The sequence below is a fragment of the Edaphobacter flagellatus genome, from assembly GCF_025264665.1.
Classification (GTDB): Bacteria; Acidobacteriota; Terriglobia; order Terriglobales; family Acidobacteriaceae; genus Edaphobacter; species Edaphobacter flagellatus.
Genome location: NZ_CP073697.1, coordinates 344248 through 370376 on the forward strand (window position 1 = coordinate 344248; position 26129 = coordinate 370376).

Sequence of the window (26129 nt, forward strand, 5' to 3'; positions counted from 1 at the left end):
GTCTATCCTGATATCAGTGGATCAGGATCAATCCAGCCTCACCGAAGTCACCTCGAAGGGCAATAGCACCCTCGGGGGCTTCCTCTACCGTCGCGCTGTTTTGCCGCTGCTCGCCCTCCTGCGTATGGGCGTTTCTCCCGAGACCCTGGCCTGGAGCTTCGCCACGGGAGTTGTGATCGGCATCAATCCCCTGCTCGGAAGCACGACCATCCTTTGTTTGGCCATTGCCATCGTCTTCCGGCTCAATCTGGTCGCCTCGCAGCTGGGCAACCATATCGTTTATCCGCTCGAAATGCTGCTCTTCATTCCATTTCTGCGGGCAGGACGAGTTCTTTTTCGTTCTCCTCCGGTGCCTCTTGCGCCGCACGACATCCTGCAGGCAGCACGCAACCATCCCATCGCACTGGTGAAACAACTCTGGATGTGGGAGTGGCATGCGCTGGTCATCTGGGCGATCGTATCGACGATCACCCTGCCCTTACTGGCTTTGCTGCTTACTCCGCTGCTGCGACGATTGATGAAGACGCAGCAGTCGGACTACTTAGGCCCGTGATACTCCTCGACCGGGTCGCCGCTTCGCACCCAGGCCGTGTAGATCATATCGCGCAGCTCGATCGCTCCTGCCGCCAACCGCTCTTCGACGAAGGCCTTCCCCTCCGGAGTTCCTGCATCTGCAAAGCCACCAGCCTTTTCCAGCTGATAAAGCTTTTCGACCTGCGTCGACGTGTTGCTCAGATAGCTCAGATAGTCGTTCCACTCATCGTTCAGCACCTTGGGCGGAGCTGCAGACACCAGTGGAGCCACGTCGGCAGGCTTGATGTTTGCAGTAACATACAGCGACTCAAACAAGGAGTGGATCTTGTGGTCCGTTGTGTAGCCGTTCGGATTCGGCCCAGTCCACCCGTTGTACTTTGTAGTGGTATGCAGGGGCTGTGAACCGTCAGCAACATAGTGACCAAGCCATCCTGCGTAGAACAGGATCGCTGTCTCAACCGGCTTCGTGTCTTCCCCAGCTGCCAGCAGATTGCGATACTCGTGCATGCTGTTACGCAGACGCTGCCAAACCTCTTCAGTGATGTATGGTTGCAGACCGACAATCTCCGGCTGAAGCTGAAGCTCAGGATGCGCAGCCTGCGCCTTGGCCAGAGCGCGAATGAAGTCGTAGCGCTTCTTGGGTAGCGTGCCACCGAGCACGTCGAGATACTCCATATCGATGAAGTGCTCCGGCGCCTGTTCGTCGCCTAATTCGGGTACGGCTCTGTTACGCCAGCGGTCAGGCTCAGGCCCAAGATACTCGACCGTATCCAACGCATTGCCGTTACGCAGAAATGCAGGCACATCCTTCGGCAGATTCTTCGCTGCCAGACGATTGATCATTCTGTGGCCATCGCCACCCCAGGCAAACGAAGGCTGCACCATCATGGCAGGCAGCAATGCAGAAGCTGCCACAAACCGAACCACTCCCCAGATTTTCGACATGACGGCAGTATAGCCGGAAGCTATTTCGAATCTGCTACAAAGACACTCTCTAAACGACCACTTCTGATCCAGCCACAGCAACGCTGCCGAAGACTCTGCGGTAACGCTCGATCTCCTTCTCAGGCCCAGTTGCCTTGTTTGCGTTGTCGCTCAACTTGACTGCGGGATGCCCATTCACGGTCATCAGTTTGCAAACCAGGCTGATCGGTTCGAAATCATGCTCGCCCCGCGGATGGCATCCACGAAAATCGTTCGTCACCAGAGTCCCCCAGCCTGCGCTAAAACGAATCCTGCCGTGGAAGTACTTGTGCAGCGCAATGATGCCATCGACGTCAAGACCATCGGACGCGATCAATCGCTTGCTGCGGGCATCGCGCCCTCGGCTGATCAGCCACGCAATATACTCGTCCCCCGCAACGAAGGGGTCTTTCGAATCGGCACGCTGTCCGGTCCAGTCCGCCACCCAATCGGGAGCGCCTTCAAGAAACTGCGTTGTGCCGAAGGTATCCGGCAGCATAATCAACAGCTCGCCACCATAGTTCTTCTGCCAAAGCTCCAGCACGCGATATTGCGAGTCGTGGAGTTCTTCATCATTCTTTGAAAGAGCAGCCAGCGCCATCGGGAGCTCGTGGGCATTCGTTCCCATCGCTTCCAGGTCATGCTTGTAAGCAAGATAGGTGTTGGAGGTTCCCGAAAGACTCGCGCCCAGCCCGGCGTGCATCGCCATCACCACATACTCCTGCCACAGGAAGCTGTGACGGCGGCGTGTGCCGAACTCCGAGATGCGTACCTCAGGGATCTCGCGCAGTTTCTCGATCTTGTCCCACAGGCGCGTCTTCGCGCGAGCGTAAAGAATATCCAGCTCAAGCTCGCTCAGGCGACCGAGCGCAGCGCGAGTCTTCATCTCGCTCATCAGCGCCAGGGCATAGACCTCCCACATGGTGACCTCGGTCCACAATCCCGAGAACCGCAGGATCAACTGCCCATCCTCTTCGCTCACCTCATAATCCGAGAGGCGGAAACCGTTCTCTAACCACTCAAGAAAAGCCGGCTCGAAGATCGTTCGCGTGCCATAGAAGGTGTTACCCGCCAGCCAGATCAGCTCGCTCTTACGCAGGCGAAGCTGCCGGACGTGCTCCATCTGCTCGATCAGCGCCGAGGCCGGAATGTGTTCCGCCAGCCTCACGTGCGTTGTCCTGTTCACAGTCTCGGACGTGACATGAACATCCGGAAAATTCTTCCAGATGAACTGCAACATCAACAGCTTGTAGAAGTCCGTATCGAGCAGAGACCGCACGATAGGATCGAGCTTCCAATTATGGTTATGCGCCCGTTCGGCCAGATCGACGTTCATGGCATCCAGTCTCGCCTCTGCCGCGTTTCTGAAGCAAATCGTTAGCAGCCAGAAAAGCCACCCGCCGAGCGCAAAAATTCATAAAACGACGCAGGAATCGCCGAGTTTTGCTTGGTATCCTATAAAGGTTATGTCTACGAAAAAAGAACTTCTCAAACAACCCATAAAGCACATCGACATCACGCAGCACAACGTCGTGGCTCTAGTCGATGCCATGCAGTCGATGGCCTTCAGCTCGCGCGATACCGCCCGCGCCGCCAACATCTACGAGATGATGCTCCGCGACACCGACTGCGGCGTCATCCTCTGCCTCGCCGGTTCGCTGATCTCGGCCGGACTGCAGAAGGTCATCATCGACCTGGTGCGCAACAACATGGTCGATGCCATCGTCTCGACCGGCGCCAACATCGTCGATCAGGACTTCTTCGAAGCTCTCGGCTACTACCACTACATCGCCGGTGACGAGTACAAGTACGGTGAGCGCGACAACGTTCTGCGTGAGCTGATGATCGACCGCATCTACGACACCTTCATCGACGAAGAAGAGCTGCGACTCTGCGACGAGACGACGCACCAGATCACCAACTCGCTGGAGCCTCGCCCCCACAGCTCGCGTGAGTTTATCCGCGAGATGGGCGCCTACCTCGTCAAGAACGGCAAGACCCCGCAGAACGGCGGCAAGGACTCCATCGTACTCGCAGCCTACGAGAAGAACGTGCCGATCTTCTGCCCGGCCTTCTCGGACTGTTCGGCAGGCTTCGGTCTGGTCGCCCACCTTCATGACCGCCAGGGCAAGCCCTCGGTCTCGATCGATTCGGGCAAGGACTTCTATGAGCTGACGCAGCTCAAGATCGCCAACCCGACCACCGGCCTGCTCATGATCGGCGGTGGCGTACCGAAGAACTTCGCACAGGACATCGTCGTAGCCGCTGACATCCTCGGCGTCGAAGCTTCCATGCACAAGTACGCCATCCAGATCACTGTCGCCGATGCCCGCGACGGTGCGCTTTCAGGCTCGACCCTGAAGGAAGCCTCCAGCTGGGGTAAGGTCGACACCACCTACGAGCAGATGGTCTATTCGGAAGCCACAATGGCGCTTCCCCTGATCGCAGGCTATGCCTTCCACAAGAATGCTCAGGCCAGCCGTAAGGGCAAGAAGTGGGCAGCGATCCTGGATCAGGTCGCGGTAACCGCATAAGTAACCTAAGTTACTTTTCCAATGGCCGTTCCCGCGTGAACGGCCATTTCCTTTCCCTGCCCCTGGGCTCCCGGATCGCACGCATCCTATTTACTTGGAAGGCAATCCCCATAGGTGCTATTTTGCCGATGGTAGACAACCTGTCATGCTCACGATAGGCAGCAGCGACGTTAACGCATTCCTATCAGCAAGTTGGGGCATAAACTTGGCGATATCGTTGACGTACCCTGCAGCGCTATTACTTCCTGTCTATACATTAGCAATAGATCATGTGCGGAAAACATTGTATTACTTCCACTTATAGAAACCAAGATTGACTAGCTGATGTCTTTGCTGCCACGTTACCATTGAACGAACATCGTCTTGGGACTTTGAGGTTAGACCGCCGTTATGCACATTCTTCCCATCCTGGCCTTTACCACGCTGTTCGCAACCTACGGCATCCTGCTCTATGCCTTCATTAAGGCACAGCGAACAACGCGCGAGCTCGCTACAGAGCTCAGCCGTGTGCGGGAGCAGCAGCACCAGGACAAGAAGGAACTGACCGCAAGATCGCAGCTCGATACGCTGAAGGACGAGTTCATCTCAACCGTCTCGCATGAACTGCGCACTCCCCTCACAAGCATTCGTGGAGCACTGGGCCTTCTCTCCTCCGGTACCATTGGCCAGTTCGATGCCAAAGCATTGAACCTACTGCGCATTGCAACCACCAATACGGACCGCCTGATCCGCCTCATTAACGACATCCTCGATCTGGAGCGCATGGACTCCGGCCGTGCCCCATTACAGATTCGCCGCTGCTCGCTTCGTGATCTGTGCCAGCAGGCCATCGAGACAATGACGCCGATGGCCGACAGCAGCTCAGTCCACCTGGAACTGGTGCCCTTCACCGTGGCTCAGGCCGCCTCACCAGAGGCTCTGTTCTTCGACGGAGACGCCGACCGCATCCTGCAGGTCATCACCAACCTGCTCTCGAATGCCATCAAATTCTCCCCCGCGGCGTCCACGGTTCGCATTCACACAGACGCGACAGCCGATTCCATCCTTCTGAAAGTCGTCGATGAGGGGCGTGGCATTCCTACGGACAAGCTCGACTCCATCTTCGACCGCTTCCAGCAGGTTGAGCCTGCGGATGCTCGCCAGCACAGCGGCACCGGACTTGGCCTGGCGATCTGCCGCAGCATCGTACAGCAGCATAGCGGATCGATCTGGGCGCAACGCAACCTCGTCAAAGGCACGACACTGTATGTCATGCTTCCCCGCACCACGCGATCGAGCGATATTTCGCTTCCTGCCGCACTGCCTCCACGCGGCGAAGGCTCCATCCTGATCTGCGATGACGATGCGGGCATCCGCACGATTGTTACCGAGCACCTTACGCGCCAGGGCTATTCGGTCATCGAAGCCAGTTCCGGCGATCAGGCGCTCATGCTTGCCGCAGAAACACAGGTCGAGGCCATCCTCCTCGATCTCTATATGCCTGGCCTGAGTGGCTGGGAGACGCTGCAGCGGCTCCGCAACAACCCGGCAACGGCTAATATCCCCGTTGTCGTGCTAAGCGTGCTCTCCTCGACCCTTCGCCCGCAGCTTACCGGCGATGCTCAGGGCTGGGTGCAGAAGCCCTTCAACGAAAATCTTCTCTTTGCTGAGCTCGGGCGCGTCCTGCATCAGGGCGATGGTCCCGCTTACGTTCTTCTGGTTGAGGATGACGACGATCTGGCCAGCGTCCTGATCGCCAGCTTCCAGGATGCTGCCGTCCATATCGACCACGCCTCCACCCGGCAGGAAGCTATCCGGCAGTGCATCAACCGTAAGCCGGATTTGCTGATCCTCGACCTGACTCTTCCCGATGGCGACGGCTTTTCGCTGGTGGAATGGTTGCGGCAACAACCACCATTGCGCTCTCTCCCTATGGTGGTCTATTCCGGGCGTGAGATCTCCGATGCCGATATGGCCCGCCTGCAACTTGGTCCTACCGAATTCCTGACCAAGGCCAAGGTGCAGCCGCACGAGGTAGAAGAGCTGGTCCTCTCCATGGTGCAGCGCATCCGTACCAAGTTTGCTGATCTCACCACGGCTGGTCCTGCAGCCTAAATACCCCACCTTCGTTTCTTTAAGCTGATCTTTAGTAACCAAGCGGGAAGAAGCTACTCAATGCTCTGGAACTTTTTTCGCAGCGTGCGAAAATAAGACGTTCATGCGACGAATCCTGATCATTGATGACGAGGATGATATCCGCGAAGTAGCTGCCTTATCGCTGGAAGCAACTGCCGGCTGGAAGGTATTTACTGCGGAGTCGGGAGCCAGAGGAATCGAGATCGCCGTCGCAGAGCAGCCTGATGCCATTCTGATGGACGTGATGATGCCCGGAGTCGATGGTCCGTCCACCTTCCGTGAGATGCAGCAGATTCCATCCATCGCTCACATCCCTGTCCTCCTGCTGACGGCCAAAGTTCAAGGCGTCGATAAGCGCCGCTTCGCCGACCTGGGTGTCGCTTCGGTTCTGTTCAAGCCCTTCGACCCGCTAACGTTGGCCGACCAGATCGCCGACGTACTGCACTGGACCGATGCTCAGAGCGCCTCATCGCAACCGGCCTCCAGCTCCCAAAAATAGCGGAAAGCCAGCATCTTCCATGCCAAAACTGCCGCAGCTCACCCAGGATGCCCCTCCCCAAAAGTTGCACCCGCTTGGGCCATTCACATCCGTCGTTGCCACACTTTTTTGCGTCTTATTCACATGAACGTAAAACAAGCAGACACTGAGATCAACGCTCTGCTCGCCGATCTTTGGAAGCGCCATCTCCCCTCGATGCACGAGCGTCTGAAGACCCTGGACCGCGCGGCACTGCTGGCTGCAGCCGGTAGACTTGCCGAAAATGAGCGCGCAGAAGCTCTATCGACCGCTCATAAACTGGCAGGAAATCTCGGCATGTTTGGCTACAAACTGGCAGGATCTGTCGCCAGTGAGATGGAACACATCCTGAAGGAGCCGACTCCAGAGACACTCGGCCATCTTGCAGCGCTGGCAAGACGGCTTCGCCATACGTTGGCACCTCACCTTGGATAAACGCGGCAGGCTAAGCTTTACTTCGCCTGCCGTACCGCCCATCCTGCCAGATCGATCGCAGCATCAAAGCCGTCGAAGTCCAGCGGCAGCTTGTTCCGCCGATCAACGTACTCGTTATAGATCCACGGATCGACCACTGCAAAGACAGTTCCCTTGCCGAACTTCGTTACCGCCATCAGCACATCACCTTTGTCCGTCAGAATCGCCTTCGCTGGACCGGAGACCGTAATCGTGCAAATCTCCTTCAGATAAGCCTTGTGCGGATAGGTGAAGACGCCTGTCCCCGCCGGAACCATCACCGTTCCCTGAGGCCAGTTGTTGTTATCCACCGTATTGCGCAACACCGTGTTGAAGTGGATTCCGAAGCGCTCGCTCATCGTGTTGAAGTGATCGAACTCCGAGTTGGTCTTGTCATTCTCCATCAGGATCAGAACGCCACCGGCCTTGACCCATGCTTCAATCGCATCTCCGCTGGCCTTGTCCATGTAGTTGGGATTCGGATTCTTCGCCGGGATATCAGGCGAAGGCATGATGTATATCTGCGCCTTGCTGAGATCGGCCACCGTCGGTGCCGTCTTCAACGTTGCCAACTTTACGCCATACCGCTCAAAGGCTCTGCCGAAGAACGCGAAGCCAGAGTTCGTATCATCATCCCATTTGTAGTGAAACAACTCCGTCTGCCCTGCTGCATTCTTGCGCGTCTGCGAGTTGAACCACGCATCGACCATCACAGTCTTTCCCTGCCCCAGGGCCTCTGTAGACGTCTGTGCCATCTCCGATCCAGCGAGAAGATACGCTCCAACTCCCTTCGCATCATTGACCTGAGTCTTTTCTCCAACGTAATAATCGAAGGTGCCAGAACGATACGGCGTACCTCCCAGGCCACCCACCTTGACTGTCCCATCCAGTTCCAGCTTTCCATCCGCGCTCGACTTCACAAACGCCTTTTGGATTCCCTCCCAGCCTCGGCGAACGCTCGCCTCATCCGTCTGGGGTAAGTAGCCGTTCCGGACACCCTTCGCAATCGCATAAACAAACATGCAGCTTGCCGAGGCCTCCGCAAAGTTTCCCTTCCGGCTAGGCTCGCCCATCACCTGCCACCATAGTCCAGTCTTCTTGTCCTGATGCGCGACGATTGCTGCGGCTGTTCCCTTCAAAGCATCCACCAATGCCGGACGCTGTGGATGATCGGCCGGAAACCAATCCAACACATCCACCAGTGCCATCGCATACCATCCCATCGCACGGCCCCATGCCTCAGGCGAGAGACCCGTCTTCGGGTCAGCCCACTTCATCTCCTTCGATTCGTCCCACCCATGCTTCAGCAAACCCGTCTTTGGGTCACGCATGTGACCATACATCAGTAGCAACTGCTTCGCGATGTCGTCGAAGTCTCCCGACTCATGGAAGGTCACCGCATACGCTGCGCGAAACGGCTCCGCCATATACGCACCGTCGAGCCACATCTGGTTGGGGTAGATTTTCTTGTGCCAGTAACCACCGCTGGCCGTGCGCGGCTGGCTCTCCAGTTGATCGTGAATGTACTTCGCTGCCTTGTAGTACTTCGGCTGCTGCGTCACGCGATAGACCAGTAACACGGCGCGCCCCATTTCTACCTCGTCCAGACTCTGAGCGTCGGCGTTATAGCCGTTGATCGTGCCATCGCTGGAAACGTACTTATCAACAGCGTCCTTGATGTAGCGGAAGTCGTCACCGTTCGCGGTCGCATGCCATTGGGCCGCCATGCCGTCCAGCAAAACTCCCTCTTCATAGCCCCACACTCCGGGATGATTCTGGGTTGCGACAACTCCGTGAGGCCACAGCATCATGATCGAAGCCGCCATCTTTGCCGAAGGCTCATCGATCTTCAAAGCGCCCTGCGCCTGCATCGATACCGCTAGCATCATCTGCGCCACAACCGCACATCCCAGAGCCGACATCTTCAGCAACTTCATCAGCGGAAATCTCCTTCAATAGCTGGAAAGATGGAACGGTCACCAGAATACCTGCTTGCATCCTCAACTGGCCAACGCGGTGCCCTCAATTGCAGGCGAGCGCTGTCCACACACCAGCAGAAGTACCGCTGGCTCCCGTCACCGTCAGATCGATGAAGTTGCCCGCCGCAACAGCTACAGCCCCGGTTGCCGTGCATTGGCTATTGCTCCCGACGGTGCAGGCTAACGACGTATTCGCCATCGCGCCTTGCGCTCCGACACGCAACGTCACCGTAATCGTATTGGACTGTTGCGAGTACACCGTGAGGGTTGATGCCGTGCATCCGTTTGGAATCCACGTCAGCACCTGAGCCGTCTCCGTGGCGCTTGCATTCGTATTGTTCACCGAGTAGTAGACCGAGTTGAAAGAGACCGCATGATACATCGAAGCAAACGGCACGCCACTCGTGCCCGAGCCGCCGCCGCCACTGCCCGCTGCGCCGGGCGCTCCCTGAGGAATGACAAAATTCAGCACCGCATCATTCAGCGTGCCGGAGTTCGTAACCTGCGCCTGTGTCCCCGCTGCTCCCGTCGTCACCGTACCGACGCTGACCGTGGCAGCAGCTCCTGCGGGCCCCGTAGCTCCAGCACTCCCAGCCTGCGCCAGTAGAGTCCACGCCGCCGGCGAGACATCAGGACGCGCCGCCAGATTCGTCGCTAAAGAAAGATAGGTACTGCCCGCGTAGAAGACGGCATCGTTCGCAAGATAACCAGTCGAAGCAGACCATGCGCCTTTGAAATTTACTCCAGCTGGCCCTTGTAACCCCATCGGCCCCTGCGCTCCTGTAGCTCCAGCCGCTCCGGCAACCCCTGCCTGCGACAACACACCCCAGTAGGCGGGACTTACATCTGGTTGTCGCCCCGTATTTGCAGACAGTGCGATATAGCTGCCCCCACCATAGCTCACCGCATCGCCTGTGGCATACGCACGCGAGACAAGCCAGCCTCCAGTAAAGCTGACCGGAGGCCCTTGCGGCCCCGTTGCGCCAACCGCACCGGTCGCTCCCGGAGAGCCTGCCGGGCCTTGCAGTCCCTGCGGGCCCGCAGGTCCCTGAATTCCCTGCGCTGCCAGCAACGCCCACTGCGACAGGCTTAGTGAAGGAGTATTCCCTGCATTGCCATTGACGAGCGAGATATATGTCGAGCCGTTGTAGCTGACCGCATCGTGCAGCGCATAATTCGTTGTCGAGCTGTAGTTGCCCGTGTAATTGGCGACAGGAGGTCCTTGCGGACCAACCGGCCCCTGCGGCCCCTGTGCCCCCGTCGCACCCACAGGTCCCTGCGGACCAACTGGCCCCTGCGCTCCCTGAGCGCCCGCTGCGCCCGCAGTTCCCTGGGTCCCCGTCGCAAACAATGCCCACGCTGCCGGGCTCTGATCCGGAGTATTGCCATGATTGCTATCCATGAGGGAGACATAGCCCGACGTCCCATAGATCACGCCATCTCCCAGCGAGTAATTCGCCGTCGATGAGTACGCTCCACGAAACGTCATGCCTGCCGGACCAGCCGGGCCCTGTGGCCCCATCGGCCCCTGAAGCCCCTGAGGGCCTTGCGCGCCAGGAATTCCCTGCGCTCCCGCCTGCCCCGCGATTCCCTGCAATCCCTGCGGCCCCTGCTCGCCCGGAGGCCCCACGGATCCTGGTGGGCCTTGCGGCCCCATCGGCCCCGTCGCTCCGACAGCCCCCTGCGCACCAACAGGCCCCTGCGTAGTCAGCACTCCCCATTGCAATGGACTGACCGCTGGCATATTGCCATGATTGCCATTCAACAGCGAGACATAGCTTGCACCCTGCCATAGCACGACATCGCCCAGTGCATAGTTCGTCGTCGAAGCATACGCTCCCTGATACACCAGCCCCGGCGAGCCTGCCGGGCCAACTGCGCCGCTCGCACCCTGTGGCCCTTGCGGCCCCATAGAGCCCACAGGGCCGGTCGCTCCGGCAGGACCTATAGGCCCCTGTGCGCCGATGTCTCCCTTATCGCCCTTCAGACCTTGAGGGCCTTGTGGACCAGTAGCTCCGGGAGGCCCAGCAGCACCCGTCAATCCTTGAAGACCCTGCGGTCCCATCGCTCCGGTGTCCCCTTTAGGACCAGCAGGCCCCTGCGACACCAACACAACGTCCAGTAGCGGAGCATGGCCGGTAAGGTCGTTCTCTTTGCTGTCGAACTGTACCGCTGCCGAACCGGCAGTAAGCGCTATGCCATTGTTCGACGACGGAGTCGTCATCCATCCCTGTACCAGAGCCGTGACATCTACCCATACGTATGCCCCCGCCTGCGCTACTGAGACGACCTGCGTAGCCGCGCCCAGCGTTGGCATCGTGGAGTAAGTGACGCTGTACTCCCCCCACGATCCACTGATCGGCTGCACGCTCACCAATCCCGGCGTATCCGCTCGGTTGCAATACAGTCGCAGCAAGGCGCGCGATATGTGAGCGGAAGTCGTTCCTGCAGGCAGCGTCCCCAGATCAAACTGTAGAAGCGCCGTGTAGCCCCCGCCGACATCAAGGTTTGAAATCGTACCGCTGTTCGCCGTCGGCCTGGCACTGTTGACGTGTGCATCTGCCATCAGCGTCGCCTCGACCGCAGCTGCCGGTATCGCAGCCATCAGAGCCAACGCAACGGCCAGCCCGGCCGATAACTTCAACCTTTCCGCAACCCCCATCAGGCCCCTTGCAGCCTTCGGCCTCGTCATGCGAAGCCTTGAAGACCCTATGCTCAACGATTCATGCTCTGCGGTGCACGCTGGCCACAACATGGCCTGACCATGCTTTTACATTCCTTCAACAAACAACAGCTGTTTCAGGACAAATGTATCGGAAACACCACCATCTTACATGCGACTTCCGCGTTATCCAGTGTCTTCCGGACTTCCTCCCAGCGCGCGCATCTCATATAGTGCATAGGTTGGCATTGCAATCTTCATAAAGGAAACAAACCGACAGTATGAGCACCCACGAGACCAATAAGCCCGGCCAGCTTCCCTCCCTTGACTCGCTTGTCGATATCCCCCATCTGATCACCGCCTACTACGCGATCCACCCCGATCCGGCTATTCCAGCGCAACGCGTAGCCTTCGGCACATCAGGCCACCGCGGCAATTCCTTCGCCGCCAGCTTCAACGACGACCACATCGCCGCCATCACACAGGCCATCGTCGAGTACCGCACTGCAGAGCACACGACGGGCCCTCTGTTCCTCGCACGCGACACACACGCACTCTCCGAGCCAGCCTTCACCACCGCGCTCGAGGTCCTCGCTGCGAACGGTGTCGAGGTCATGATCGACGAGAAGCTCGGCTACACGCCTACGCCTGTCCTCTCGCACGCCATCCTCACACACAATGCGAACCCCAGACTGCATCGCGCCGACGGCATCGTCATCACTCCCTCGCACAATCCTCCTGAAGATGGCGGCTTCAAATACAACCCCCCCAGCGGAGGCCCGGCCGACACCTCCGCGACCAAGTGGATCGAGAACCGCGCAAACGAGCTGATCGCTGCTGGACTCAAGGGCGTCAAGCGCACGACGTACGCCAAGGCACTTTCAGCCGACAAGACCTACCGCCATGACTACATCTCCGCCTACGTCAACGATCTCGCCAGCGTCATCGACTTCGACATCATCCGCAGCTCCTCCCTCAAGCTGGCCGTCGATCCGCTCGGCGGAGCAGGCGTCCACTACTGGCCGCGCATCGCCGAGCACTACAGACTTCCGCTCGCCATCCTCAACACACACATCGATCCGACCTTTCGCTTCATGACGCTCGACTGGGACGGACGCATCCGCATGGACTGCTCCAGTCCCTACGCCATGGCCTCTATGATCGCCAACAAGGACAAGTACGACGTCGCCTGGGCCTGTGACACCGATCACGACCGCCATGGCATCGTTACCCGTTCCACGGGCCTGCTGAACCCCAACCATTACCTCGCCGTCATGATCCAGTACCTCTTTACCCATCGGCCTGAGTGGGGAGCAAAAACCGCCATCGGTAAGACCGTCGTCTCCTCCAGCATCATTGATCGCGTGTCAAAAGGACTCGACCGGCCCATGCTCGAGGTCCCTGTCGGCTTCAAGTGGTTCGTCGATGGACTTCTCGACGGTTCGCTCGGCTTTGTCGGCGAAGAGTCCGCTGGCGCAAGTTTTCTGCGTCGAAACGGCAAGGTGTGGACCACCGATAAGGATGGCCTCATCCCCGGCCTGCTCGCCGCCGAGATGACAGCACGCATCGGCAAAGACCCCGGCCAGCTCTACGGTGAACTCACCGCAAAGTACGGCGCGCCCGTCTATCAGCGCATCGACGCAGCCGCTACCAAGGAGCAGAAAGCCAAGCTCGGCAAGCTCTCGCCCTCGCAGGTCACCGCAAAGGAGCTTGCCGGCGAGCCAATCACCGCGATCCTCACGGAAGCTCCAGGCAATCACGCCCCAATCGGCGGCCTCAAGGTCGCAACAGAGAACGGTTGGTTCGCTGCCCGGCCCTCCGGCACCGAAGACGTGTACAAAATCTACGCCGAAAGCTTTAAAGGCGCAGACCATCTGAAGCAGATTCAGACCGAGGCGCAGGCTCTGGTCAATGCAGCTATTGCCTGATGCAGCGCGGGCATTCGTCTCAATGCAGCCGGATGCCCGCCATCACAATGCGCGGCGCCCCCAACGTAAGAATCGGCGTGCGTCCTGCCTCGATGCGCGAATCAGCCAGATTCTGCACCGCACCATATAAACGAAGCCCATGACGGAAAGAATGCTCGGCGTACAGATCAACCTGCGCAAAGCTGTTCAACCGGTATTGATTGGCGGAGTCGTCAAACTGCTGTCCACTCGTTCTCAGATCGACCGCGAAAATACCCCACTGTCTTTTCTCCATACGCGCCTGCAGCGTGGCCGAGTTCCGTGGAACCTGCGGCGTCCACTTGCCCACCAGCGTCGGGTCCGAAAACTTCGTCACCGTCGAGTTCGCGTATTGATATCCCGCTGTCACCGTAAGAAAACTAATCGGCCTCATCTCTACTTCAGCCGTGACACCCTTGCTCGTCAGCTGGCCGAGATTCTGCCGCTTCAGCGTCTGTGTCGTCGGCGTAGCGCTGACCTGCACAGCCGCGACGGGGCGATTCACCTGCATCCAGAAGTAGCTCGTCCGCACCGTACCAATGCGCCGCAGGCTCCACAACCCGCCTGCCTCCCATCCCGTCGCTCGCTCCGACCGCAATGCAGGATTCGCCAGCGTGATCTGCTGCCCAACCTGGCCTGTACGGTAAAGCTCATTCAGTGATGGCCCGCGAAAAGCGCGGAAGGCTGAAGCCGTCAGCGAAACGCCTCCCCGAAGCGGCTTCACCACACCAAGCCGCGGATTGAAGATCGTCTCTGAGACCTCCGGCAACACCGGCACAGGTGTCGCTCCCGATTGCCGTGCATCGAAGGTCGCAAAGTGATCGACACGCGACGAAAGCGCAATCGACCATCCACGTGGCTGCCACAATCCCTCACCATAAACGCCCGTGTCACGCTGACGCGCACTGATGCTGACCGTCTGTTGCAAAACATTGTTCGTAACCGGTGTCTCTGCATCGTTGCCGCGCGTGTCCAGCACGTCGGCCCCGGCAACCACCGTCAGCTCACCGAAGGTCCGCGCCCACTGTCCCGTCGCTCCAAGCTGCATCGATGGCACTGCCTGCAGACGCGTCAGCTTCTCCGTAGCGCGGTTGGCTCCAATCGACGAAAAACTCTGCCGATAGTTCTGATTCGCACCGTGCAGGCGCAGCAGGAATCGTCCGTCACCGCCATCACTCCAGTCGCCACCTGCAGCATAGCGCCAGATGCGCGTTCCGTTTGTAGTCAGTGGCGTGCCGTTGTTGCGCGCCTCGTTCAACAGGTTGCCGCGCAGAAATACCGCTCCAGGGCCAAGCTCATGCCGCACCTCAAGCCGTCCGCTCTGCGAGTGAACGTTGGAGGGTATATCCACAAGCCCGCGGCTCTCCGGCGCCGTAAGAATATATCCTCCTGTGCGGAAGAGCGTCGTCGCAGCCAGACCGCTCCAGCCCTTGACATCTCCCGTCAGTAGCCCATTCAGGCGCGATGTATCCTCGGTGGCTCCACCCAAATCCAACGCATACGACATGCCTTCCGGCATCACAGGAATCACATCGATTACGCCACCGATCGCGCTCGATCCGTACAGGTCCGATGCACCGCCACGCATCAACTCCACATCCCGCATGGCGAGTTGAGGAATCTCGTTCCAGTGAATCCATCCTCCAAAGGGATCGTTCAGTGGAACCTGATCACTAAGCACAAGCGTCCTGCTGGCCGCCGTCGACCCAAGGCCGCGCAGCGATGTTCCCTGTGTCGTCGGATTCGCAACCCACGAGCCCGTCCTGCGAAACAGCTGGAATCCCGCCACCTGCCGCAACCGGTCGTCGAGATTAAAACCAGGAGCCTCATCCAGCTGTTGGCCCGTCATTGTACGAACGCTGCTTGCACTGGCATCGAGAGCCAGCGGCGTGCGCGCAGCCGTCACTTCGACGACGGAGTTCGCCGCCGCAACATGCAGCACCACATCCAGCTCTCCCGCACCGGCCGGTTGCTTCACCGTGGCAAAGCCGGCATGCGCTATCTCGACAAGCGTTTGCGCAGCAGCAGCGCCAAACACCGCACACCCCATCACATCACTGGAAGCCTGCCGCACCGGCGTCGAGCGCAGAGTCACCTGTGCACCGCTGATGGCGTTCCCCTGTTCATCCTTGACGCAGACCTTCACCCCGTGGTCTGCGGCCGACATCGTCGCTGCGCGTAACAGCAACACAGCTGCTATTGTTTGAAGCCCCACCCGCATACTTCCATACTAACGGCTGCTCTTTCTGGATACGAATCATCAGGCTCTGCGCATCGCTGTCACCGCACCGTGATACTCTTCCGCGCAAGGTCTTCGTCATGCATTCAACACGCAGAGACTTCTGCTCGCAGACACTCGCAGCGCTCCTCGCACCCGCAGCCTTGGGGCAATCCGCAACCTCTTCCGTTCGTCCCAACGTTGCGGCAATCGATCACGACCGCATCCTCGCTGCCGCCGACCGGTCTCTTACGGAGAAGCCCAACCCACTCACCACTATCCCGGCAGACCGCTCGTCAGGACCACCGAACGACTATTACTCCGAGCCCGGCGATCAGTCGTCCGCATTTACAGCTCACCGTGATGCGCTATCCGCACTCGGACACAGCGTGCCTGCGCTTGCCGCCGCCTACGTCATCACGCATGACGACCGATATGCCAAACACGCCGCCGCACATCTTGAAGCATGGTTCGTCACGCCCGTTACAGCTATGACACCCACGCTTGAGTTCGCGCAGGTTGCCACTTCAGCGAAGACAGGCAAACCAGAGGGAGTCATAGAAGGACTTCCTCTCGTCGAAATCGCGCAGTCGATTCCTTTCCTCACAACAAGCGAAGCCCTCACGCCAGCCTCGCTCGAAGCCATCACGAAGTGGTTTATAAGCTACCTCGACTGGCTCAACAGCTCGCGCACGGCCGGGCTTGCACGCGATATGCGCGACCACAACGCCTCCTCGTGGCTCCTGCAGGCAGCGGCAGCCGCAAAGCTGAACCTCAAGGACGACCGCCCTCTGACAACGCTGCGACATCAGTTTCGTTCGTCCACCATCCGCGCCCAGATCGGCTTCGACGGCAACTTTCAACACGAACTAACAACACCAAATCCGTATCGCAACAGCCTCTTCAATCTTGACCTCCTCGCCGGAGCCTGCGAGCTGCTCTCCACTCGTTTTGAAAGCGTATGGGAGTACGAACTACAGGACGGCCCCGGCATGCGGGTCGCCATCGCTCGTCTCTTTCCCTTTATCGCCAACCGAGGGACCTGGCCCTATCGCGCGGACTCAGCCTTCTTCACCCAGCTTCCGCTCCGCCGTCCCGCGCTCTTATTTGCAGCCCGCGCCTACAGCCGGCCAGAGTATGCCGAACTATGGAAGACACTGCCCGCCGATACGTCGAACGCCGAGCTGGACCGTACCTTTCCCATCCGCCAGCCGCTTCTCTGGATCACGCGACCGCGGCCATAAGCGTCACCCTTTTCGCTCGACAACCTTTAAACAGTCCTCGATGACCTTACCCGTCCTTTTCTGTTGCGCCTCCGGGCTCTTGTAATAAAAGATCGCCAGCAGGTTCCCCTGCCTCTGCCTCGGCGTCATCTGCTCCCATCCCTTGCGAGCCGCAGGAACCCTGCGAAATGCCACCTCAAGAATAGGTGGCAGAGCCTTCTCGCCCTCCATCGTCAGCATCAGCCGTTCGGCCCACACTTCGGCCCGGCGTTCGCGCGCGGCAGCACTTTTTACGCCCTCAATATCCTTCCCAATCCACCGCTTCATCCCATCGTTCAACTTCGTGTACCACTTTCCGAGCGCCTTCTCTCCTTTGAAGATCGCCGCCATCTCCGCAGGCACCTGCGCCTCGCGCTCGTCGAGATCAGGCTCCATCGCAAGGTCGATCATCCCGCCTGGTCCCACCCCGGCGGCCTTCTGCATCTGCTTATTAACAAGCACAAAGTGGCCGCGGCCATTCGAATCGGCAAAAAGCGAAGTACGAAAAACTTTGTCGCCGACTTCGACCTTTACCCGCAAACGAATTCTTTTCTTCCACACCTTGTCGATATCAAATGGAATACGCGCAACGACCCAGCCAAGGTTTCCACTTAGCGGCTCAAGCGCAGCACGGAACCGTTTAGTATTGTTCGCCATGCAGTTACCTCAGGAAGAATCTACACTGTTGCCATCGCTATGATGTCCAATCCGACGATCTTCCTCGCAGCGGGGGAGGCCTCAGGAGACCACTACGGCGCGCAGATCCTGGCCGAATTGCGCCGCCGTCATCCTCAGGCAGAGTTCTTTGGCCTCGGCGGCCGCGAAATGGAAGCCGCCGGACAACAGCGCATCGTCCGCGCTGAGGACGTCGCGCATATGGGCATCACCGAAGTCCTGCGCCACGCGCCACGCGTCTACGACGCATACCGCCGTCTCGTCGCCTCCATTCAGCAGCGCCGCCCTCAGGCCGCCGTGCTGATCGACTTCCCCGACGTCAATCTCCGCCTGGCCCGCGAGCTGAAAGCGCTCAACATTCCGGTTGTCTACTTTGTCAGCCCACAGCTGTGGGCCTGGAAGAAAAAACGCCTTGCCTGGGTGCAGCAGCGCATAGACCGCATGATGGTGATCTTCCCTTTTGAGGAGACCTTCTACCGTGCGCGCGGGGTCAACGCGACCTTCACCGGCCATCCGCTGGCCGAGCTGCCCCTGCCAACCATTTCGCGCGAAGAATATGCTGCCCGAGAAGGTTTTCTCGATCTGGACCGCAAATGGATTGCGCTTCTTCCCGGCAGCCGCTGGAAAGAGATCGAAGCCAATCTCCCCACCATGATTGAGGCAGCGGCAAAACTCGGGTCAGGATATGAATTCCTGGTGCCGTTGGCCTCAACGATTGAGTGGCAGCAGTTAAACGAATTCATCACCCGCAAGACTGCCTGGAAGAATGCAGCCCCGATCCACATCGTCAGCGATGCGCGCGACGCTCTCCATCACGCTGACGCCTCCGTGGTGGCCAGCGGAACCGCGACCGTACAGGCAGCGGTGATCGGCAAGCCGTTTATCGTCGTCTACCGCGTGTCGCCTCTGACCTTCACCCTTGCGAAGCGGCTGGTCTCGTACCCGCCGGAAGTCTGGCCCTCTGGCGAACGCGACCAACACGGCAATCTGCCCATCGCTATGGTGAACCTCGTCGCCGGACGCCGCATTGTCCCGGAGCTGATCCAGGGCAATTTCACCCCCGCCAGTGTCGTCACGGCTCTCAAGCCCCTGCTGGATGCCACGCAGGACCGCAAGCAGATGGTCACAGACCTGGACGAGGTGAAGCAGCGCTTGCTCCCTCCACCCGACTCCAGCTCCATCGGGCAGGTAGTCGATGCGGTGGATTCTTTGCTCGAAGCCCCTGCGGCCAGCACAACAACGGGGGCAGAGGCCTAATCCCGGCTAACTGCGTCTAACCAAATGGGTCTATCCGGATCAGCCTGCATAACCTGCAGGAAGACAAGCAGTACCATGTTGTTGAGGATCTTTGCCTTCATGCGCTCTTTTGCTCGAAATCTTCGTTCTACGATTGCAGTCCTGGCATTCCTTCTTCTGGTCAACGCAGCCTGGGCAGCCCCGGCCCGGCCCCAGATGCAGGTGACCGGCTACGTCATTTCGGCCGACCTCTATCCCGCAGAGAACAAGCTTTCAGCAACCGCCAACGTCACCTTTACTGCACTTGAGGACCTGAGCGCTCCCGTCTTTGAGCTGAACAACGGCCTGCAGCTCAGCAAAGTGACCGACGCAAACAAAAAGCCGCTTGAGGCAGAGCGACTAACAACAAACTCGACCGTCCGTTTCAACCTGGCAAACCCTATTCCGAAGGGAACATCCGCCACCTGGACCTTCGAATACGCCGGAACCCTGAAAGGGTCGGAGACCAGCCCTGTCGAGGGCATAAAACTGGCCTCCGTGGAAGACCCGATCAGCATTCTTCTCTATCCGGGTCGCTGGTTCCCAATGGTTGGTTTGTACACCAACCGCTTTACGGCAGAGATGCACATCCGTGTCCCGGGCGACGAGCGTGTCGTTGGTTCCGGCTCCGGCGTCGCCGCCCCCAGGAGCCTTCCTGGCAATCGCACCGAATACACCTTCAACTGGGCCAAGCCCGGCTTCCCCGGCACCATCATCGCCGGCAAATTTCTTGAGCCGATCGCTGCCCCCGGCATCAACAATATTCGCGTCTTTGTCACCGAGCCGCGTAAAGCTGCAGCCGTTCCCTTTGCTCAGGACGCGGCCAAGCAGTTCGAATTTATGTCCTCCACCTTTGGCCAGCCGGAGAGCGGCCACATCGCGCTCGTCGAACTTCCTGCCGATGCTGTCTCCGCAACCTGGGCACCCGAGATCGCGGGCATCTCAGGGGCTCGCGTCGCAGGTAAGACCTACTCGCGCCTGCTGGCCAATACGCTGGCCCATCAGTGGTGGGGCTCTGAGGTCTCTCCTGCCACGCTGAACGACGCATGGATCACCAACGGCATGTCCCGCTATGCCGAGTTGATGTATGTTGAGGACTCCGGCGGCAAAACCGCCTTCCAGACCGCCGTCACTGACGTACAGGCTGGCGCACTCGCCTACGATACCGAGCCGCTGACCACGGTCGGCCGCCTCGATCCCTTCTCGCCGCAATTCCAGTCCATGACGCTCGAAAAGGGTGCGATGGTCTTCCACATGCTCCGCTGGGAGATGGGCGACGACGTCTTCGTTAAGTTCCTCCGCGGCCTGCTCTCGCAATACACCGACAAGGGCATCCGCACCAGCAACGTCGAAACGGTCGCCGAGGCCCAGTCGCAGCTTGCTCTGCGGCCCTTCTTCGCACAGTGGTGCGATGGGACCGGAGCGCCCACCTTCACCAACAAGTACACCGTCTTCCGTCTGGGCAACAACAAAGGCTTCCGCACCGTGGGATCGATTGCACAGGACCTCGACCTCTTCCGCATGCCGGTCGAGCTACGCATCGAAACCGACGGCAAAACAGAGACTCGCCGCGTCGATGTCTCCGGTACCGATAGCAACTTCACCGTTGAAACCTTCGGACGCCCGCGCCGCATCTCCATTGATCCGCAGAACTGGGTGCTCAAGAGCACACCCGACCTCGCCGTACGCGTCGCCGTACTACGAGGACAACAGCAGGTCGCACAAGGCGACCTCACAGCCGGGCTGATCGAATATCAGAAAGCGCTCGACGCCAACAAAAACAGTTCGCTGGCCTCCTATCGCATCGGTGAAGTCTTCTTCATGCAGCGCAACTATCAGTCCGCAGCAAACTCCTTCCGCGATGCCCTGCGTGGCGACGGCGATCCCAAATGGGTCGAGGTCTGGAGCCATATCGAGCTGGGCCGTATCTTCGATCTCACCGGCCAGCGTGACCGTGCTGTCAATGAATACCGTCTCGCCGTACAGACCAACGACAACACGCAGGGAGCCATCAATGAGGCTCGTGCGCTGATGCAGAAGCCGTACAAACGCGAACAGACCGACAACTAGTCAGACTAGGTCGAATGTCTGATTCGTAACCAATTCCATTTCTGATACTTTGCCCCCAAAGGCAAACTCCTATGGCTATTGAGATCGTTTCAAGCGACGACATCCGTTTCGAGAACATGGTTCACGGACAAAACGGACGCTTCCCTGCCACCGTTCACGACCGCGCCAGCCGTATTGCACTATGCGACAACAGCGATGACGTCGCCGAAGCCCTCGAGCGCTTCGTGCATCAGGGCCTGCGTCCCACCGTGCGTTCTGGCGGACACTGCTACGAAGACTTCGTCGATAACAATCCTGGCGGCGCGATCATCGACGTCAGCATGATCTCCGGCACCGAGCCGCCGGCCAACGGCCCGAAGTACCGTCTTGGCGCCGGAGCCACGCTCGGTCGCGCCTATGCCGACCTCTACAAGCGCGCGCTCGTCACCATCCCCGGAGGAACCTGCGGCCCTGTCGGCGCAGGCGGCCACATCACCGGAGGAGGCTACGGTCTTCTCTCCCGTCTGCATGGAGTCACACCGGACTGGGTCAGCGCCGTCGATGTCGTCACCATCGATAACGCAGGAAAGGCCCACGTAATTCATGCCGACAAGCACAACAACTCCGACCTGCTGCGTGCCTGCCGCGGCGCGGGAGGAGGCAGCTTCGGCATCGTCACCAACTTCTACTTCGACACGCTTCCCAAAGCCCCCACCGAAACACTGCGCGGAAACATCAGTTTCGACTGGGACGGCATGACCGAGGAGCGTTTTGCCCGCCTGCTCTACCTCTTCGGCAACTACTGGGAGACGCGCGGACAGGACCCCGATACCTGGGGACTGTTCTCCATCTTCAACCTCTCGCACCGCAGCTCCGGCCATCTGTCAATGAGCGTCACCTTCGTCAACCCCGACGGCACCGTCAACGACACGCGCGTCGTTGAGGAATACCTCGCCGTCTTCGATGAGTGCAAGCCCGTTGCCGAGATCTCGCGGCACCCGGTCATGGCCGAGCATCATCCTGAATCTCCCGCTCCCTCCAGCCCCGTTTGCCTCGCAAAGCACACGCTCAACAAGAGCAGCTGGATCGAAGCCAACGCTCCCGCTGGAGGAGGATATGGTGGTGGTGGAAACAGACGCCCGGCGAATGCTCCGCCGCCAAGCCGCCGCCACAAGTACAAATCCAGCTACATGCGCCGCGGCTTCACACGCGAAGAGGCTGCCGTCTTCTACAAGCACCTCAATCGCACCATCCCCGGAGTCGATCTCGCAGGTTGCACCGTGCTGTCAGACTCCTTCGGCGGAGCCGTCAACAAGAAGCAGCTCCTTGAAGAGACCTCTGTCGCGCAGCGCAACTCTGTTCTGAAGTGCCAGTTCATCGCCAGCTGGGCCGAGCCCTCGCAGGACGAAGGACACGCCCAGTGGATTCGCGACTTCTTCACCGAGCTCTACGGCAAGTCAACCGCCGGAGCGAGATACAACGGCACGCCCTTCTGGAGCAATGAGTACGAAGGCTGCTACATCAACTATCCCGACGCAGACATGGTGCAGCACGACTACTGGCCGCAGCTCTACTACGGCACAGCAGGTCTTCATCCATTCCTGCAAAGCGTCAAGAAGAAGTACGACCCCAACAACATCTTCCATCACGCGATGTCGATTCGCGCCTGAGCAGCTACTCGACTTCCTGCTTGGCGCGATATCCATCGCGTGCAATCACGGAATACTTCAGAGGCTTGTGCTTCTCGTCCTGCATCTGCAACGGGTGGCCTTCATTGTCGACCAGCTTCACCTGAATGCGCCGGTACGTGCCGTCGTTCTTATTGTTCGTCGGCCTATAGGTCAGCACATACTCGTTGCGGATCGAGTCGTTGATCTGCGAAAAGATATCTGGCAGCGCACCTTGAAACATTGGGTTGAAGCTTAGTCCGCCCGTCATCTGCGCGAAGGTCTTCATCTGGTTCTCCGCCTGCAGGTAGTCCAGCCGTGTCACCGGGCCCATCATGCCGCGCGAATCGGCCAGCTCGCGTACCAGAGCACCCGTGCCGATCGTAAAGATCGTCACATTCGGCGTCGCCTTCACCTTGGCGAGTATCTTGTCCAGCGTAATGCGCGAAAACGTATCGCGTCCCGTACCGATGAGCACGATGTACTTGCGGCCTTCGATACGGCTCAGCCTGTCCAGCGTCTCGTAAAGCGCGTCAAAAAGGTTCGTATCCGAAAACCCCGGAATCATCAGCGACGAAATCGCATCGCCGACCACCTGCTTGTTGTTCGTGAAGTCCGTCAGGATGTGCGTCTTCAGGTCATACGTAATGACCGCGATGTAATCATCCGGCTTCAGCGTATTGAAAAAGCTGTACGACGCATTTTGCATGTCGCGGATGAAGTAATAACTGTTCGCGGCAAACTCCAGCAGCATCACCGCCGTAATTGGTGTCTGCGCCATGCGCACACTGGTGATCGTCTGCGGCACGCCGTCTTCCAGCACCTGGAAGTTTCCCGCCTTCAGCCCGGGAACAAACTGGTGCGTCTTGTCGAGAATCACGTTGACGTCCAGATTGACGATCGGCACATCCACACGAATGGAGTATGTCTCGTTATTAGGATTTTTTATCTTAGGCTCAGCAGGTGCAGCCGGCGCGGGCGGAGGCGTATTGGCATCCTCACCCTCCTTTTTCTTTTTAAGCACGATTGGCCCGGAATCCGTATCTGGCCCCGCGGAATCGTCCGCCGGCTTCTGCTGTTGCGCCGGAGCCTGTGTACTCTGCGCAAACGCAACATACGGAAGGGCTGCAGCAAACCCGAACAGGAGAAGGACGACAGGGGCCGTACGGCGGAATCGCATCGAAAAAGTCATCATCTGCAACTTTACTCCGTCCCTATTGGACGCGGGCAAAGAGTGTATGGAAACAGGTGCCTGAAGTCTCATCTGCCGCGTCTAACCAGACAGACCGATTCCCTGCTGGTATTGCAGACAGGGACGCTCTAGTCTTGTAGACGTGATGGACGATAGAAAGACGCGGTTGCTCGCCCCCTGCCTTGCCCTTGCCTTGGCCGTGGCCTGCGCTGCTTCCGCTTTGCTGGCACAAACCACCTCTGTATCTTCTCCCGCTGCATCCGCTCTGCCGCCGACAGCCGCAGCAGCCATGGGAACCAGCGGCATGCGCGTCTTCCCCCTCTCTGAGATTCGCCGCGGCCAGCAGGGCGTCGCGTACACCGTCTTCGAAGGCGTCAATCCCGAACCCATGCAGGTCGAAATCCTCGGCGTACTCAAGGACTCCCTCGGCCCCGGGCAGGACATGATCCTCGCTCGCCTGCACGGCGCCAAGCCTGAGTTCACCGGCGTCGTCGCCGGCATGAGCGGCAGCCCCGTCTACATCGACGGACGTCTCGTCGGCGCCCTCAGCTACCGCATCGGCCAGTTCAGCAAAGAACCCATCGCAGGCATCACGCCGATTGAGCAGATGCTCGAAGTACGCGACGGCGAGATTCGCCCCGCTGCGGCAAAAAGCTCAAGACCGCAAACCACCGAACAGGCTTCCACCGTTACCAAGTCAGGCGTCGAGATGCAGGCAATGGAAACACCTCTGGTCTTCAGCGGCTTCGGCCAGGACGTCATCGATCGCTTCGGCGACCGCTTCCGCGCTATGGGCCTCACACCCGTCGCAGGGCTGGGCAGTGCCGATTCAAAAGCCTCACAGCCCGAGCCGCTCGTCCCCGGTTCAGCCGTCAGCGCCATCCTCGTGCGCGGCGATCTCTCCGTCGCAGGCACATGCACCGTCACCTACGTCGACCCGACACATCTGCTTGCCTGCGGTCACCCCATCACACAATACGGCCCTGTCGATATGCCGATGACCAAGGCGAACGTGGTAGCAACATTGCCCTCGCCGCTTAACGCCTTCAAGATCGTCAACACGACAGAGACCGTCGGCGCCTTCACCGAAGACCGCGCCTCCGCCATCATGGGACGCTTCGGCGCCAGGGCGCGCATGATTCCCGTCACCGTCGAAGTAACGCAACCCCCAGCCACCTCTTCCGCCGGAGCGGCAGCAAAGACGAAGACCTTCCGCTTCGAGGTGCTCGACAACCGCCAGCTCACCCCATCCGCGATGCTCGTCTCTGTCTATCAGAGCCTCCAGGGCACCAACACCGCAGCCGCCGAGATGAGCTATCAGCTCACCGGAGAGCTCAGCGTCGCCGGGCAGCCCACCATTCATCTGGCCGGCATGGTCGCGCAAAACGATCTCAATCCCGCTGCCATCAACGCTGCGCTCTTCGTCAACGACCGCTTCAGCCGCGTCTACGGCAACGCACTCGAGCAGCCCGTTGTCACCGGCCTCAAGCTGCGTATGGAAGGCATCCCCGAGCGTCGCACCGCCGTCATCGAGTCCGCGCGTCTCAGCACCATCGAGGCACGCCCCGGCGACACCATCGAAGTTGAAGCCACCATCGCTCCCTACCAGTCCGAAGCCAGGGTCGTGCGCCTGAAAGTTCCCCTGCCGCCCGATCTCTCGCCAGGCCAGATCCGCGTGCTCATCAGCGATGGAGCCGCCGTCGATCGCATCGCCACAGGACAAGGACAGCAGCGCGCCGTCGGACTGGCCGACACCGTCGCGCAGATCAACCGCATGCACGCCAACGATCGCATCTACGTCACGCTGCTCGACAAGACCGCACAGGCCGTACTCGACGGCCAGGCACTTCCCGGCCTGCCGCTCTCCATGGCCAATGTCCTCGCTCCACTCAAGGACGCGCAGAAGATGCAGCTCAGCGGCGAAAGCATGGTCGAGGCCGCCTCCGCCTCCACGGGCTATGCCATCAGCGGCTCGCAGGTCCTCAATCTCACTGTCCGCTAAGGCCTTAGCTATCTCCAGGAACTGGCTGACTTTTACCTGGTGCCGATGTTGTAGCATCGATTCATAGTCGTCGGCACGATGCCAGC

Annotated in this window: 18 protein-coding genes; 11 read left to right on the forward strand and 7 right to left on the reverse strand. The window is 59.3% G+C overall.

The annotated features are described in order from the left end of the window. The first annotated feature begins 16 nt into the window (after positions 1–16). On the forward strand, positions 17–553 hold the full coding sequence (locus KFE13_RS01465) for a DUF2062 domain-containing protein (protein WP_260705350.1): 537 nt from the start codon (positions 17–19) through the stop codon (positions 551–553). Here KFE13_RS01465 and KFE13_RS01470 read toward each other — a convergent pair. Both KFE13_RS01470 and pncB read right to left on the reverse strand, forming a co-directional pair. After that, positions 538–1479 (reverse strand): phospholipase C/P1 nuclease family protein, encoded by a 942-nt coding sequence (locus tag KFE13_RS01470; RefSeq protein ID WP_260705351.1) that lies wholly within the window; start codon positions 1477–1479, stop codon positions 538–540. The genes KFE13_RS01465 and KFE13_RS01470 overlap by 16 nt on opposite strands. 49 nt (positions 1480–1528) lie before the next feature. Next, positions 1529–2833 (reverse strand): nicotinate phosphoribosyltransferase, encoded by a 1305-nt coding sequence (gene pncB, locus KFE13_RS01475; RefSeq protein WP_260705352.1) that lies wholly within the window; start codon positions 2831–2833, stop codon positions 1529–1531. 130 nt (positions 2834–2963) lie between these two features. Here pncB and KFE13_RS01480 point away from each other — a divergent pair, with 130 nt between their 5' ends. From KFE13_RS01480 to KFE13_RS01495, 4 genes are all read left to right on the forward strand, one after another. Continuing rightward, positions 2964–4031, forward strand: a complete 1068-nt coding sequence (locus KFE13_RS01480) for a 1,9-bis(guanidino)-5-aza-nonane synthase (RefSeq protein ID WP_260705353.1) — start codon at positions 2964–2966, stop codon at positions 4029–4031. 390 nt (positions 4032–4421) lie between these two features. Continuing rightward, positions 4422–6125 (forward strand): ATP-binding response regulator, encoded by a 1704-nt coding sequence (locus KFE13_RS01485; RefSeq protein ID WP_260705354.1) that lies wholly within the window; start codon positions 4422–4424, stop codon positions 6123–6125. Between the two features lie 103 nt (positions 6126–6228). Next, on the forward strand, positions 6229–6645 hold the full coding sequence (locus KFE13_RS01490; RefSeq protein ID WP_260705355.1) for a response regulator: 417 nt from the start codon (positions 6229–6231) through the stop codon (positions 6643–6645). A gap of 123 nt (positions 6646–6768) precedes the next feature. Beyond that, on the forward strand, positions 6769–7098 hold the full coding sequence (locus tag KFE13_RS01495) for an Hpt domain-containing protein (protein WP_260705356.1): 330 nt from the start codon (positions 6769–6771) through the stop codon (positions 7096–7098). Between the two features lie 17 nt (positions 7099–7115). Here KFE13_RS01495 and KFE13_RS01500 read toward each other — a convergent pair whose 3' ends face one another. Next, the gene (locus KFE13_RS01500) at positions 7116–9053 is read right to left on the reverse strand and encodes a glycoside hydrolase family 88/105 protein (protein WP_260705357.1); all 1938 of its coding nucleotides are present in this window, start codon (positions 9051–9053) and stop codon (positions 7116–7118) included. Between the two features lie 85 nt (positions 9054–9138). Then, a complete protein-coding gene (locus tag KFE13_RS01505) occupies positions 9139–11787 on the reverse strand; it encodes a DNRLRE domain-containing protein (RefSeq protein WP_260705358.1) in 2649 nt (882 codons plus the stop codon). A 251-nt stretch (positions 11788–12038) separates the two neighbouring features. Here KFE13_RS01505 and pgm point away from each other — a divergent pair, with 251 nt between their 5' ends. Next, complete coding sequence (gene pgm, locus KFE13_RS01510) at positions 12039–13685, forward strand: phosphoglucomutase (alpha-D-glucose-1,6-bisphosphate-dependent) (RefSeq protein WP_260705359.1); 1647 nt, start codon at positions 12039–12041, stop codon at positions 13683–13685. A 19-nt stretch (positions 13686–13704) separates the two neighbouring features. Here the strand turns inward: pgm and KFE13_RS01515 are convergent, their stop codons facing one another. Beyond that, entirely contained in the window at positions 13705–15894 is a 2190-nt protein-coding gene (locus KFE13_RS01515; protein ID WP_260705360.1) for a TonB-dependent receptor, read from the reverse strand. Between the two features lie 128 nt (positions 15895–16022). On the opposite strand from KFE13_RS01515, the gene KFE13_RS01520 reads away from it, so the two are divergent. After that, the gene (locus tag KFE13_RS01520; protein WP_260705361.1) at positions 16023–17165 is read left to right on the forward strand and encodes an alginate lyase family protein; all 1143 of its coding nucleotides are present in this window, start codon (positions 16023–16025) and stop codon (positions 17163–17165) included. Between the two features lie 3 nt (positions 17166–17168). Here KFE13_RS01520 and KFE13_RS01525 read toward each other — a convergent pair whose 3' ends face one another. Further along, on the reverse strand, positions 17169–17840 hold the full coding sequence (locus tag KFE13_RS01525) for a YdeI/OmpD-associated family protein (protein WP_260705362.1): 672 nt from the start codon (positions 17838–17840) through the stop codon (positions 17169–17171). A gap of 39 nt (positions 17841–17879) precedes the next feature. Between KFE13_RS01525 and lpxB the strand changes: the two genes are divergently transcribed. The 3 genes from lpxB to KFE13_RS01540 all read left to right on the forward strand — a co-directional run bounded on the left by lpxB (position 17880) and on the right by KFE13_RS01540 (position 22852). Continuing rightward, positions 17880–19115, forward strand: a complete 1236-nt coding sequence (lpxB, locus tag KFE13_RS01530; RefSeq protein WP_260705363.1) for a lipid-A-disaccharide synthase — start codon at positions 17880–17882, stop codon at positions 19113–19115. Between the two features lie 99 nt (positions 19116–19214). Next, the gene (locus KFE13_RS01535; protein WP_260705364.1) at positions 19215–21203 is read left to right on the forward strand and encodes a M1 family aminopeptidase; all 1989 of its coding nucleotides are present in this window, start codon (positions 19215–19217) and stop codon (positions 21201–21203) included. Positions 21204–21274: 71 nt separating this feature from the next. Then, entirely contained in the window at positions 21275–22852 is a 1578-nt protein-coding gene (locus KFE13_RS01540; protein WP_260705365.1) for an FAD-dependent oxidoreductase, read from the forward strand. A 4-nt stretch (positions 22853–22856) separates the two neighbouring features. Here the strand turns inward: KFE13_RS01540 and KFE13_RS01545 are convergent, their stop codons facing one another. Continuing rightward, on the reverse strand, positions 22857–24044 hold the full coding sequence (locus KFE13_RS01545) for a VWA domain-containing protein (protein ID WP_260705366.1): 1188 nt from the start codon (positions 24042–24044) through the stop codon (positions 22857–22859). A 142-nt stretch (positions 24045–24186) separates the two neighbouring features. Between KFE13_RS01545 and KFE13_RS01550 the strand changes: the two genes are divergently transcribed. Then, entirely contained in the window at positions 24187–26043 is a 1857-nt protein-coding gene (locus tag KFE13_RS01550) for a SpoIVB peptidase S55 domain-containing protein (RefSeq protein WP_260705367.1), read from the forward strand. The last annotated feature ends 86 nt before the right edge of the window (positions 26044–26129 follow it).